The sequence below is a fragment of the Halobacterium jilantaiense genome (assembly GCF_900110535.1).
Lineage (GTDB): Archaea > Halobacteriota > Halobacteria > Halobacteriales > Halobacteriaceae > Halobacterium > Halobacterium jilantaiense.
In genome coordinates this window covers 1,934,043-1,947,068 of the sequence record NZ_FOJA01000001.1, presented here as the reverse complement: position 1 = coordinate 1,947,068, position 13,026 = coordinate 1,934,043, and the positions used below count along the sequence as shown (strand labels likewise).

Annotated in this window: 11 protein-coding genes; 4 read left to right on the top strand and 7 right to left on the bottom strand. The window is 69.2% G+C overall.

All coding sequences use genetic code 11. The annotated features are described in order from the left end of the window. Positions 1-67: 67 nt before the first annotated feature. From BMW35_RS09970 to BMW35_RS09960, 3 genes are all read left to right on the top strand, one after another. Positions 68-493 carry a hypothetical protein gene (locus BMW35_RS09970; protein WP_089669294.1) on the top strand — a complete coding sequence of 142 codons (426 nt, stop codon included), beginning with the start codon at positions 68-70 and terminating at the stop codon, positions 491-493. Then, entirely contained in the window at positions 490-1,860 is a 1,371-nt protein-coding gene (glmM, locus tag BMW35_RS09965) for a phosphoglucosamine mutase (RefSeq protein ID WP_089669293.1), read from the top strand. Before BMW35_RS09970 ends, glmM begins: the two co-directional genes overlap by 4 nt. A gap of 94 nt (positions 1,861-1,954) precedes the next feature. Continuing rightward, complete coding sequence (locus BMW35_RS09960; RefSeq protein ID WP_143052182.1) at positions 1,955-2,374, top strand: hypothetical protein; 420 nt, start codon at positions 1,955-1,957, stop codon at positions 2,372-2,374. Between the two features lie 33 nt (positions 2,375-2,407). Here BMW35_RS09960 and BMW35_RS09955 read toward each other — a convergent pair whose 3' ends face one another. From BMW35_RS09955 to BMW35_RS09935, 5 genes are all read right to left on the bottom strand, one after another. After that, entirely contained in the window at positions 2,408-3,547 is a 1,140-nt protein-coding gene (locus BMW35_RS09955; protein ID WP_089669291.1) for a DUF7118 family protein, read from the bottom strand. A gap of 107 nt (positions 3,548-3,654) precedes the next feature. Further along, entirely contained in the window at positions 3,655-4,350 is a 696-nt protein-coding gene (locus BMW35_RS09950) for a ParB N-terminal domain-containing protein (protein ID WP_089669290.1), read from the bottom strand. A gap of 61 nt (positions 4,351-4,411) precedes the next feature. Continuing rightward, complete coding sequence (locus tag BMW35_RS09945) at positions 4,412-5,956, bottom strand: tryptophan--tRNA ligase (RefSeq protein ID WP_089669289.1); 1,545 nt, start codon at positions 5,954-5,956, stop codon at positions 4,412-4,414. Then, the gene (gene endA / locus BMW35_RS09940; RefSeq protein WP_089669288.1) at positions 5,953-6,984 is read right to left on the bottom strand and encodes a tRNA-intron lyase; all 1,032 of its coding nucleotides are present in this window, start codon (positions 6,982-6,984) and stop codon (positions 5,953-5,955) included. Before endA ends, BMW35_RS09945 begins: the two co-directional genes overlap by 4 nt. A gap of 23 nt (positions 6,985-7,007) precedes the next feature. Then, complete coding sequence (locus tag BMW35_RS09935) at positions 7,008-7,736, bottom strand: endonuclease NucS domain-containing protein (RefSeq protein ID WP_089669287.1); 729 nt, start codon at positions 7,734-7,736, stop codon at positions 7,008-7,010. A gap of 84 nt (positions 7,737-7,820) precedes the next feature. Here BMW35_RS09935 and BMW35_RS09930 point away from each other — a divergent pair, with 84 nt between their 5' ends. Then, complete coding sequence (locus BMW35_RS09930) at positions 7,821-8,909, top strand: AI-2E family transporter (protein WP_089669286.1); 1,089 nt, start codon at positions 7,821-7,823, stop codon at positions 8,907-8,909. A gap of 9 nt (positions 8,910-8,918) precedes the next feature. Here the strand turns inward: BMW35_RS09930 and BMW35_RS09925 are convergent, their stop codons facing one another. Together BMW35_RS09925 and BMW35_RS09920 are read right to left on the bottom strand one after the other, a co-directional pair. Next, positions 8,919-11,258, bottom strand: coding sequence for a DEAD/DEAH box helicase (locus BMW35_RS09925; RefSeq protein ID WP_089669285.1), 2,340 nt, complete (start codon positions 11,256-11,258; stop codon positions 8,919-8,921). Between the two features lie 296 nt (positions 11,259-11,554). Continuing rightward, complete coding sequence (locus BMW35_RS09920; RefSeq protein WP_089669284.1) at positions 11,555-12,964, bottom strand: MATE family efflux transporter; 1,410 nt, start codon at positions 12,962-12,964, stop codon at positions 11,555-11,557. Positions 12,965-13,026: the final 62 nt, after the last annotated feature.

Here is a 13,026-nt window from a genome sequence, read left to right as displayed (position 1 = left end):
TGGCGCTCGGCTAAGGGGTTGTGGTTCTCTCGAAAACACTTTGCCGCGAGCGTCGAACGTGTACGGTATGCGACGACGGACGGTGCTCGCTGGGGTCGCCGGACTGGCCTCGACTGCGGGCTGTTTCAGGCTCCTCGCCGACGAGACCGTCCGCGTTCGGGTGAAACGGCCACCGGAGGGGGACGCCGCCGACGCGGACCACCAGTGCGCGCTCGGCGATGGGTTCGTGACCGACCACCCGACGCTGGAGCGCGTGGCGTCGGCGGCGGCGAACGCGCCCCGCGACGAGTGGGTGACCGAGGACGTCGACCCGGAGACCGGGCGAGCGCTCGCGTCGGACCTCCACGGGCACTGCAGCGCGGTCGGCGGCGTCTACCACTACGACGACACGGCGTTCGTGGTGGAGGTGACCGACGGCAGCGAGTCGCTGTTCCCGGGCACGACCACCGGTTCGGAAGCGATTAGGGGCGTCCACCCCGACACACGCTCATGAAGGTCTTCGGGTCGAGTGGGACGCGGGGCGTGGCCAACGAGGAGCTCACACCGGGGTTCGTGTTGCGGGTGGCGAAGGCGGCGGGGTCGGTGTGGCGCGCCGACCGCGTCGCCGTCGCTCGCGACACCCGGACCACGGGCCGGATGCTGGAGAACGCCGCGGTCGCGGGCCTGCAGAGCGTCGGCGCGGACGTGGACCGGCTCGGCGCGCTCCCGACGCCGGGGACGCAGGCGTACGCCGAGCGTGAGGGGGTGCCGGCGCTGATGGTGACGGCGAGCCACAACCCCGCCGAGTACAACGGCGTCAAGCTCGTCGGCAGCGACGGCGTGGAGCTCGCCGTCGACGACCTGGAGCGCGTCGAGCGGAAGTTCTCCACCGAACAGTTCAGCGACGCGGCCTGGGACGGGACCGGCGACGACCGGGCCGTCGAGTCCGCTGCTCGCACCTACCTCGACCAGCTCTACGACGCCGTCGACCGCGACGCCGTCGCTGACGCCGGCCTCACCGTCGCCCTCGACCCCGGCCACGGCGCTGGCTCTCTGACGAGCCCGGAGTTCTACCGCGAACTCGGCTGCGAGGTCGTCACCGTGAACAGCCAGCCAGACGGCCACTTCCCCGGCCGAGAGCCCGAGCCCGTCCGCGAGCACCTCGAAGACCTCGGCGGCCTCGTCGAGGCGGCGGACGCCGACGTCGGCATCGCCCACGACGGCGACGCCGACCGCGCCATCTTCTTCGACGAGACCGGCGAGTACGTCGAGGGCGACGCCGCACTCGCCGCGCTCGCGGAGGCCGAACTCGGCGAGGGCGACACCACCGTCTCCGCGGTGAACGTCAGCCAGCGCCTCGTGGACGTCTGCGAGCGCACGGGCGCGGAACTCGAACTGACGCCCATCGGCTCCACGCAGATTATGACCCGCATCCGTCAGCTCGAAGCCGAGGGCGAGCACGTCCCGGTCGCCGGCGAGGGCAACGGCGGCATCATCTTCCCGGGCTACCGCACCACGCGAGACGGCGCGTACACGGGCGCTCGCTTCCTCGAACTGCTCGCGGACAGCGACCAGTCCGCCAGCGAGGTCGTCGCGCCCTACAGCGACTACCACAACGTCCGCGTGAACGTCGGCTACGAGGACGACGCCGAGCGCGACGCGCTCCTCGAAGCGGCCGAGACCCGGGCGCTGGACGCGGACGCGAACCGCACTACCATCGACGGCTACCGGCTCGACTACGGCGACGCCTGGGTGCTCGTTCGGCCGTCGGGCACGGAGCCGGTCGTCCGCATCTACGCGGAGTCCACCGACCACGAGCACGCACAGGAACTCGCCGAGGCGTTCGCCGCCGACCTGCGCGCCGCGCGAGCGAACGCGTAACGGGACTCGCTGGACTCCGCGACACCACCAGCCGGCAGCGTTCGAATCCCGGGCAGGCCACGAGAGTTATCAGCGAAGCGAACGAACGGAGGCCATGCCGACACGACGACGCGTGCTGTCGGGGGTCGCGCTCGCGACAGTCGGACTCGGGGGATGCCTTTCTCCCAGCAGTTCGGATTCGAGTGCGCGCATCGCCGACCTCACCGTTCTGTCGATATCTGACGAACCGGTGACGCTGGACGTCCAGATTGCCAGTGGCGGCGAGGTCCTGCTGGACGAGACGTACGCCTTCGAACCCGACACCGGAGCCGAGTCCGGGACCGGGGAGCTCGTCGACGAACCGTGGATGGCCGAACAGGGACAGTACGAGCTCACTGTCGACGCGTCGACGATGGACGAGACCGTCACGCGAACGATTCCGAACCGCGGGTCCGGGTGTTACGGCGTCGTCGTTCGGGTGCGCTCGGACGGCACCGTCGACGTGCCGATGGACGCCGAGGCCGCTGACTGCTGACGGCTCGGGACCGACAGCGCGACGCCGGAGCAGTTAGTTCTCGTCGAGCGCGTCCCGCAGCCGCTGCTCGTTTTCCCGTGCGCGCTGCAGGTCGTCCTCGACGCCGGCCTCGATGCGACGTTTCTCCGCGTCGGTGAGTTCGTGCGTGGCGACGGCGGCGTCCCGCAGCCGGTCGTAGTCGTCGCTGCGCACCCACCGCCGGACCGCGTGGAGGGGTTCGAGGACATCGTCGCCCGCGAACCGCGCGGCGACCGAGACGAGTTCGTCCAGCCGGTAGGCGAGTTCCTCGGCGGGCGCGGGCGGCCAGCCCACGGTCAGCGGGTCGGCGTCGAGGCGGTCGAGGTACGTGCGGTTGCCGCTGACAGCGCGCTTCAGGGTCCGCGGCGCGTCGACGTAGTGCTCCAGTTTCGACGGCGAGTACTCGGCATAATCGAGGAGCGTCGGAATCGGCTCTTCGCCGGCCGGCTGATTCGCGACGAAGTCCGCGAGGTCCTCGGGTACCGGTTCGAAGCCGACGAGCGGGTAGGCTTCCGTCGTCTCGACGAAGTCCAGGAACTCGCGGGCGGGGGCCTCTCGCCGGAACGTCTCGAAGGCGTCGGTCACAGCGTCGTCGTACGCCTCGATGGGGTCCCGGAGGTCCGCGACCGGCGCATCCAGGTCGGCGTTCCCGAGGCGCTGGAGGCGTTCGAGGGACGCGACTTCGTCGGCGTACTCGTCTGCGGCGTCGGCGACGCGGCTGCGGGTCTGCCGGTACTCCTCGCGTGCTTCGTCGAGGGTGTCGAGGCGCTCGACGAGGTCTCGGGCGTCCCGGAGGCGGTCACGCGCCTCGTCGAAGTCCGCCTCCGAGAGCCGGCGTTGCTTGAACAGGTCGAGCAGCGACTCGAAGGCGTCGCGCTCGGGCAGGTCGTCGTCGAAGCCCTCGACGAGCGCCACGATATCGTCCTGAAAGGAGAGGTAGGCCTGGAAGTCGCCAGTGCCCGTGGCGTCGTCCTCGTACTGCTCGAACAGGACGTCGAGGTCGCGGAGCGCCGCCCGGAGCGCCTCCAGGCTGTCCGCGCCGTGCTCGTCGACGGCGGCCTCGGCGTCGCCGACGGCCTCGCGGGCGTCTCGGAGCGCGGCGACGAGCGCGTCGGGGTCGCGGTCGCGGACCTGACCGGCCTGCGCGTCGGACATACGACAAGGGTGGTCGGACACCCGCATAGGCCTTCTGTCGGACTGCGGGAATCGAGACGGTGAGCCACGAGTGTTCCATCTCCGTACCGGCCGACGAGCGGCCGGAGTTACGCGGCGAGGTCCTGCACGTCGGGGTGTTCGCGGTAGTCGTCAGGGTCCGGCCGGGGATCCGCGAACTGGTCCCGGATTGCTTGCCACTCTGCGTGCCGGACGAGAATCTGGACCGGAATACTGTCGATACCGAGGATGTCCGCAATCGAGAACCGATGGAAGCCTTCCAGCCAGACGACTTCACCGCGTCGAGTGATGGCGACGAGCGGTTCGAGGCGGTTCGCGTACGCCGTCTCGAAGGCGTTCTCCTCGGTCGGCGGGTCGTGGCCTGCGTCCCGGTTCGGTCGGTAGCCGTTGTCGCGAATCGACTCGTAGAGGTCGTCGACGTGTGACAATCGGACGTCCCGGAACGCCGCTGGACTGCCGTACCCGCGGACCGTCTCGCAGGTCTCGAACTGGGAGCGCACACGCTCGAAGAGTGTCGTGTCCTCCCAGTCGCGGCCGTCGACGAATCGCTGATGGAGCCCCCGGTACGTCGTCGTTTCCCGGAGCCGGTCGAGGTCCTCGGACCGGTCCCAGTCCCCGCCGCGGACGCGACCGAGCCCCCAGTTCAGCCGCAGCCCCGAGTGGTAGTACTGGACATCTCCGGGGTCGACGTGAACGAGCCGGTACGGGTCCGCGGGTGCGTCGTACCGACGTTCGTTGACGAACTCGTGCCACGCCGTGTAGAACTCGAACCGGTCGAGGTCCATCCGCCAGACAGAGACCACACACCGCAAAAAGTGTAGCGCCGCCGACTGTTGCTCGCCGTGGTCAGGCCCGAGAGCCCGCCGCGTCCAGCTCGATGTCGAGGTCGGCGAGCACCTCGCGGGCTTCCTCACGTTTCTTCTGATGGTCTTCGAGGAACTCCTGCATCAGTTCGGCGGCCTGCTCCTTGCAGCCGCCACAGAGCCGTTCGCCGTTCACGCACTCCGAGTACACGTCTTCGGCGAGCCCGTCGTCGTCGCCCGCGAGCAGGTAGGCGTACAGCTCGTAGACCGGGCACTCGTCGGCCTCACCGCCGAGTTCGCGCTGCTTCTCGGCGGTCTCGCGGCCGCCGGTCGTCGCGGACTTGACCTTGTCGTAGCCGTCCTCGGGGTCGTCGAGCAGGCTGATGTGACTCGCGGGAATCGAGGAGGACATCTTCCCACCCGTCAGCCCGGTCATGAAGCGGTGGTAGACCGACGACGGCGGGACGAAGCCGTAGCCGCCGTGGTCGACCTCGACGGCGAGCGCGAGGTCCTCGGCGGTCTCCATCTCCATGTCGAAGGCGTCGACGTGGCCGTCGAAGACGCGCTTCTCGCCGGCAATCTCGCCTATCAGGGCTTCGAAGGCCTCGTCGGTCGCCTGCCGGTCGAAGAACCGAATCCGCGGGCGGAGCGGCTCCATCCCGGCGTTCTCCAGTTTCTGGACGACCGCGTCTACGGTCTCGGCGTCGAAGCCCGCAGCCGCCTCCGGCCCCGCTTCGAGCCAGTCGGCGGCCTCCGTGCACCGGGGCTGGTCGGCGTCTTCCGCGTACTCGCCGCGGGCGTCGTAGGCCGCGCGGACGAGCGGGCGCTCGTCGTCGTCGAACGCGACGCTCGCGAACGCCTCTGTGACCTTGAAGTACCGCGTGCGCTCTGCGAGGTCGCGAGCGAACCGCACGTGGGGGTCCTGGTCGGGGCCGACCGGGATGACGGTCGGCTTCGGCTCGTCCAGCTGGGGGTAGAGAATGTCCGCCATCTGGGTGACGACACTCTGCATGTGGGACACGTCGGTGTCGCCACCGAACCCGTAGATGGCCTCGAACTCCGAGAAGTTCGCCTCGATACCGAGTTCGAACGCGAGGTCCTGGAGTTCGCGGTTCGTGGACTGCCGATAGAGCTCGCCCGCCTCGGCGTCGAAGCCGAGCGCGAGCAGCGAGAGCAAGTAGTCTTTGGCGTGCTCGTCGATTTCGTCCCAGTCCAGACCGCGAGCGGAGTGGGCTTCGAGGTCGGCGATGAGCGCGTACGCGTCGCCGCCCTGCTGCTGGTGCCAGATGATCTCGTCGAACACCATCTTGTGGCCGATGTGCGGGTCGCCGGTCGGCATGAACCCGGAGAGCGCAGCGAACGGCTCGTCGTTGCGCATCGCCGACGCCACCCGGCGGTAATCGCGGTGGCCGAAGATGATGGCGCGCCGCATCAGGTAGTGGGGCGCGGGCACCTCGTCGAGAACGTCCTCGAAGGCTTCGATACCGAACTCCTCGAAGAGTTTGCGGTAGTCGGAGACGGTCGTCGAACCCCAGGGGTCGAGTGCCAGGTCGTCCGCACCGGCCGTGGATGTGTTGTCGTCGGTCATGGCGTCAGTCGACTGACGGAGAGCCAGCGAATCGTGTCATTCGTGTCGTCGGTGATTGCAAAAACCATTCGCTTGCGGACGCCGTGCGCCAGCCGCACGTCCAGCGAGAGGTCCCGTGGGACGAAGTCGTGGTCCGTCTCGACGACCCGAACCAGGAGTTCGGAGTGCCCGAGGTCGTCGACCGACTCCACGCCGGAGTACACCCGGAAGTCGGCACCGAACTTGAACCCGGTCTTCGGGACCATGGCGGCGTCCCGGAGCGCGCGGTAGACCGCCAGCCGGCGGTCGAACCGCTCGCCCTCGCCGACGCGGCCGCGGGCCAGCACGTCCGCGACGCCGGCGTCCGCGAACGACAGCACGCCGGCGTCCGTGAGGTAGGCCGCTTCGAGCAGGGACAGCTGGAGGGCGTCGTGGTCGGCGGCGCGGCCGCCCAGCGGCTGGCCGTAGAACCCGGACTCGTGGAGTTCCGCGGGCGGCTCCCAGACGAGCACGCGGTCGTCGAACAGCACGGCCGGCACGTCTGCGGGCCGGTCGAACTCCGTGTCGCCCTCGGGGGTCTCGGGGGAGACATCGAGGTACGTGAGTTCGCTCTCCTCGTCGACGACCGCCAGCACCTCGTCGGTGAGGCCGCTGGCGGGCAGCGTCGTCCGTTCGTCGACCACGCGAATCCGGTGTTTCACGACGCCGTCCCGTCGCGTGTTCCCGCGCGGGAACACCACGAAGTCGCCGTCGCCCGGTTCGTGCCACCACGGCTTCTGGTCGGGCACGAGGTAGAACCCCCGGTCACGGAGGTCGACGTAGACGAGGAAGCGCGCGACGAACCCCGCCTCGCGGTCCGCGAGGAACGCACGGAACCCCTGACCGTCGACCGCCTCGAGGTCCCCGCGGAACAGGAGGTGGGCGGCCTCCACGAGCGACAGCGCGATGTCGTTGCCGCCCAGCGGGTAGCCGTACCCGCGGGCGTCGTGGAACCGCTGGCGGGCGTCCCCGCCGACGTGCACCTCGTCCCCGCGAAGGTCGCCGTTCATACGTCACCGACGCGCGCGGACACTCAAAGCGACTGCGGTGCGCGCTCGCAGTCGGCGTCCAGACACCGCCGACCCTCCGTGGTCCGGACGGCCGGCAGCCCGCAGTCGCAGTCGCCGTCCCGAGTCCCGACCGGGAGCCGGAATCGGCTCCCACAGCCCTCGCAGACGGCGTGCAGGCCGCGTTCGGCTTCGACGGTCAGCGCGTCTCCGCACCGGCACGTCCAGTCGAGCGCCGCGCGAGCGACCTCGGCGAGGGGCTCGCAGTCCCGGTCGAGGCAGGCGGTCACGACGACGCCGCGCTCGACGCGGATGCGGGGCAGCCCGCAGTCCCCGCAGGTCTCGTCGATGACGGCGGCGTCCCGCGGGACGGCGTACTGGGCGCGGCAGTCCACGCAGACCACGCGGCCACCGTCCCGCACGAACGCGCCGCCGCAGTCACAGGTGCCGACCGGCGGGCCAGCGGGCGACGCCGGGTAGTGGGCGTCCCCGTGTTCGGTCGCGCTCTCCACGACGAGTCGTTCGTCGCCGTCGGCCGCGTCGATTCGGAAGCCGCCCGCGTCCCGAGTGTACCGGACGACCCCGGGTCTGGTGAGCCACGCCGCCGGCTGGTAGCCGTCAGCGTCGTGGACGAGCACGGTGTCGTCGGGTTTCACGACGACCACCACGTCCCCCCGCAGCACTCGCTCGGTCGTCCCGTCGCTCTCGTAGCGCACGGCGCACTCGCCGGCCAGCACGCGTATCGCGTCCTGCATACCGGCGGTTGGTCCCGCGCTCCGGTTTCAACCCTTGGCCACGGCCAGCCCGGGCCTTTTACAGATACGCGTCCACGTTCCGACATGAATCTGCCGTGGTCCGAGGAGTGGCGGACAGCCGGCTGGATCGCCGTCGTCGTCGCGGCTATCGTCGTTCTCGCTGTGGCGGTGCAGCCCGTGTTCGGCTCGCTCGTGTTCGCCATCTGGGTGTACTACGCGACGCGGCGAGTGCATCGCCGGGTGGTCGACGCCATCGGCCACCCGAACGTCGCGGCGACGGTGACGGTCCTGCTCGTGTTGTTGCCGATACTGCTAGTCGTCGGGTTCGCCGCGTGGACGGCTATCAAGGAGATCAGCGACGTGCTCGCGCACTCGGACCTCGAACAGTACCAGTCGATTCTGCGGCCGTACGTCGACATCTCGGAGATGGGGCCGGGCCCCATCGTCGAGCAGCTCCGACAGAACCCACAGGAGGCGTTCGACCAGCAGCTCCGGAATCTGCTGTCGGGCGCGTTCGGCCGGGTCACGACCGCCGCCGGGTTCGTCTTCTCGGTTCTCGTCCGCGTGTTCCTGATGCTCGTGTTCGTGTTCTACCTGCTGCGGGACGACCACAAGCTCGCAGGCTGGTTCCGCGGGAGCATCGGCGGAGACGCCCGCGTGGTGGCGGTCCTCGACGACATCGACGACCACCTCGAGACCGTCTTCGTCGGGAACGTGGTCAGCATCCTCGTCCTCTCGGTGTTCGCCGTCACCGTCTACAACGGCATGGACTACTTCGCGCCCGCCGTCTACTCCATCCCGTACCCGTTCCTGCTCGGTCTGCTGACCGGCGTCGGAACTATCGTCCCCGGTGTCGGCATCAAAATCGTCTACTACCCCCTGACGCTGTTCCTGTTCGCCGTCGGCCTCACCACCGACGCGCCCCTGTGGTTCCCCGTGTTCTTCGTCGCCGTCACCCAGATTGTCGTCGACGTAATTCCCGACATCTTTCTGCGGTCGTACTTCTCGGCGGGCGCCCTCCACTTGGGGCTGGTGCTGTTCGCGTACATCGTCGGGTCCATCGCTTTCGGCTGGTACGGCGTCTTCCTCGGTCCCATTCTCCTCATCGCAATCGTCGTCGTCGGCCGGGACGTGTTCCCGGACGTCGCGATGCAGTTCCGGTCGCTCCGGTGACCGGCCCCCCTACGATACGTCGACGGTCCGCGTCTCCGTCACGGGGAGCAGCGGGAGGTCCGCGAACGTCACGGTGACCTCGTAGGTGAGGTCGTCGGCGTCGGCACCGAAGACGCCGACCGGGACGGTGACGCCGTCGCCGCCGAGGTAGCCGGTCTCCTCGCTCATCTCGACGCCGTTGACAGTCACGTCGACGCCGACCTTGGCGCTCCCGCCGTCGTTTTCGACCGTGACCTCGCACATCTGGTTGTCCCCGGCGGGAATCGCGTCCGGGAAGTCGCCCCAGTCGACGGTCACGTCCGGGAGGCCGTCGGCCTGCTCGTGGACGCTCTCGGCGACGCCCTCGGAGAGGCCGGCGTCCGCGAGTCCCGAGACACCGGCCGCCCGGACGTCCTCGGGGGTGCTGATGCCCTCCTCGTGGAGTTTGTGGGCGCGGCCGGCGGCGACCCCGTCGATGGCGGTGAGGCCGACCGCGGACTCCGGGACGCCGGTGTCGATGCGGGCTTCCAGCCGAGCGGCGGCGTTCGCGCCAGCCGGGTCGTCGTAGCGGTCGAAGAACGCGCCGAGCGCGGCGAGCAGGCGGAGCGCGTTCTGCTTGATGACCCACGCGTCCGACCGGAGTTCAGTCGGGACAGCGCCTCGCATGCCCGCGCGGAGGATGGCGTACACCTTCCGCGGACCGTCCTCCATCTCGTCGCCGCTGTGTTCGAGCACTTTCTGGATGGCGTCCTGCTCGGACTGCCGGGCGCTCACGGAGTCGAACTCGCCCGCGCTGGCGACCGCACGCAGAATCTCGCGGTCGTCGAGGTCTCCCTCGGCGACGTCCCGGAACTCCCGGGCCGTGTCCAGCCGGAGGTAGTACGTCGACGCGAGCACGCCCAGCCGGGTCGCGGAGAGCCCGAGGTCCTCGTCGGTCTCCACGAATCCCTCTTCGACGAGGTGGTCTAGGGTGTCTCGGACGCGGTCGCGGACGTTCGGGAAGTCGTAGTCCTCGGGCGCGGACTGCGCGCGCCGGTAGTAGAACGTCGTCTCCAGCCAGTCCATCACGTCCCCGAGCCCGCGGATGGTGCCCATCGCGATTTCGGCGTTCAGGTGTTCGGCGAGGTTGCCCGCCAGCCGGCTCTCGATTTCGTGGCCCTCGTCGAGCAGGCTGCGGTACTTGTCGGCGTCAGACGTGTCACAGACGACCCAGCCGTAGCCCACGTCGTCGTAGCCCGGGCGGCCCGCCCGCCCGAGCATCTGGAGGACGTCCAGCGGACTCATGTCGACCTCGCCCTCCAGCGGGTCGTGGAGCTTCGTGTCCCGGATGACGACGCAGCGCGCCGGCAGATTGACGCCCCACGCGAGCGTCGACGTGGAGAACAGCACGCGAATCTTGCCCTCGCGGAACCACTGCTCGACGCGGTTCTTGTCGTGCGTCGAGAGCCCGGCGTGGTGGAACGCCACGCCGTCCAGCACCGACTTGCGGAGGGTCGCGTTGTCGAGTTCCTCGGCGGCCGTGTGGAACTCGTAGTCGCCCCGGGAGCTCACCGGGATGTCCCGCTCGGCAATCTCGTCTCTGGTCTTCTTCGCGGCCTGCACGGTGTCCTGCCGCGAGGAGACGAAGACGAGGGACTGGCCGTCCTCGCGAAGGTGGGGTTCCGCCAGGTCGAGCGCGGTGAACAGCCGCCGGTACTTGTCGGCGAACGGATTGTCGCCGTGCGTGTACGTCCGCACGCCCGCGTGGAGGTCCACGGGCCGGTACTCGTCGCCGAATTCGAAGGTGGTCTCGGGCGTGGCGTCCAGCCAGTCCGCCACGTCCTCGATGTTCGGCATCGTCGCGGACAGCGCGACCACGCGGGGGTCACAGAGCCGCCGCAGCCGCGAGACCACGACTTCGAGGACGCTCCCGCGCTTCTCGGAGTCCAGCAGGTGGACCTCGTCGATGACCACGCAGTCCACGTCGGTGACGAACGAGTACCGCGGCGAGTCGTGTTTCCGCGTCGCGGAGTCCGCCTTCTCCGGCGTCATCACGAGCACGTCCGCGCGCTCGGCGCGCCGGGGGTTCAGGTCGCGCTCGCCGGTCACGACGTACACGGAGTACCCGAGGTCCTCGAAGCGCTCCCACTCGTCCTCTTTCTCGTTGGTGAGCGCGCGCAGCGGCGCGACGAACAGTGCCGTGCCGCCGGCTTCGAGCGTCTGACAGATTGCGAGCTCCGCGAGCGCGGTCTTTCCGCTGCCGGTCGGCGCGGACGCCACGACGTTCGCGTCCGACTCCAGCAGCGCGGGCACCGCCTCGCGCTGCATCTCGTTGAACTCGTCGAAGGGAAACGCCTCGGCGAACTCGGGAACGACCTCGGCGACTTCCATCGAGCGGTGCGAGGGGTGGAGTCCGGATAGGCGTTTCTAGTCCGCGTGGGTCGGAGCGAGTGCGTGGGTCGGAGCGAGTGAACTGAGTGAACGAGTGAGACCCACGGAACTGCGAGCGGGGAGCGCGTGCTCGACCAGCGGGAGAGCACGATTGTCAGAACGATGAGCAGTGCGAACCGTGAGGAGCGGAGCGACCCGCGAGCGAACGAAGTGAGCGAGAGCCACGGAGGTGCGAGCGGCGCTATCGCGCCGCGAGCCGCGTGGCTGACTGTCGGTGGACCACGGAACGGTGACAGTCAGTCCGCTGCGGCCGCCGTCGCCGCGCGCTCGATGAGGCCGCCGCTGCCGCTGGTCTCGTACCAGAAGTAGGCCGCGACGCCGACCGCCGCGACGACGTTCGAGAGCGTGATGGCCCAGAACACGGCGTGGACCGGGACCGCGAGCACGAAGACGAACGCGCCCAGCACGGCGATGGGGAGCCGCACCGTCCAGTACTGGAGGAGCGTCGCGACCATCGACACCTGCGTCTTCCCAGCGCCGTTGAATCCGCCCTGCACCGGATAGATGACGCCGAACGCCCAGTACCCGAGGGCGAGGATTTCGAGGTACGTGACCGTGTACGCGAACGCGTCCCGGGTGAGCGTCGGCGCGAACACGTCGACGATGACGCCCGGCACGAAGAACTGGACGACCCCGAGAACGACCATGCCACCAGTCGTGGCGGCTGTCGCCAGCCACGTCGCGCGGGTCGCACGCGACGCCTTCCCGGCGCCGACGTTCTGCCCAACGATGCTGGATACCGCGCTCCCGACGGCGGCGGCGGGCACGAACGCCACCGTCGAGATGCGGGCACCGACGGTGTAGGCAGCCAGCCCGGCGCTGCCACCGACGGCAGTGACGATGGCGATGATGACGAGGCGTGCGACCTGCCGCCCGCCCTCCTGGCCGACTTTCGGCACGCCGACTTCGAGGAGACTGCGGGCGGTGTCGGGGTCGAACCCCACGTCCCGCCAGTGGATGGTGAAGCTCGTGCGGGCGACGCGCAAGCCGGCGACCGCGACGCCGAACCCGACGACGTAGCCGATTGCGGTCGCGGCCGCGGCGCCGAAGATACCGTACCCGGTGAAGCCGGAGATGCCCCAGCCCACCACGAGGAAGGGGTCAAGGACGACATTCGTGAGGACGGCGGCGACATTGATGACCATCGAGGCGCGGGAGTCACCCCAGCCGACGAAGCCGGACTCGATGGCGTCGCTCATGCCGCCGAAGATGCGGCCGAACGTGGTCACCGTGAGGTAGGTGGCGGCCAGCGGGAGTACGGCCTGACCGGGGTTCAGGAGACCGATGACGTCGGCTGCGAGGAAGTAGACGAGCACCGCGAGAACTGTGTTCGCGACACCGACCAGCGCCGTCGCGTGGAACCCGGCCCGTCGCGCTTCGGCTTCGTCGTCGGCGCCGACGTTCTGCGCGACGAGCACCCGGCCGCCGATGACGCCGGCGTGTGTCACGAGCCCAAGCAGACCGACAAGCGGTGCGACGAGACCGACCGCGGCGACGGCGTCACCGCTGACGCGGCCGAGCCAGAACACGTCTACAATCTGCTGGAGGACTACGACGTACTGCTGAACGACGAGCGGGGTGCTGAGGAACAGCAGCGCCCGGGAAAGCGGCCCTTCGGTTATCTCCTCGCTGGACACGTCAAACATTTTCTCAGTTGTTGTCTCGTTAATTATTTACTCGCCCCTCTTTAACATACGGGGTACATTGG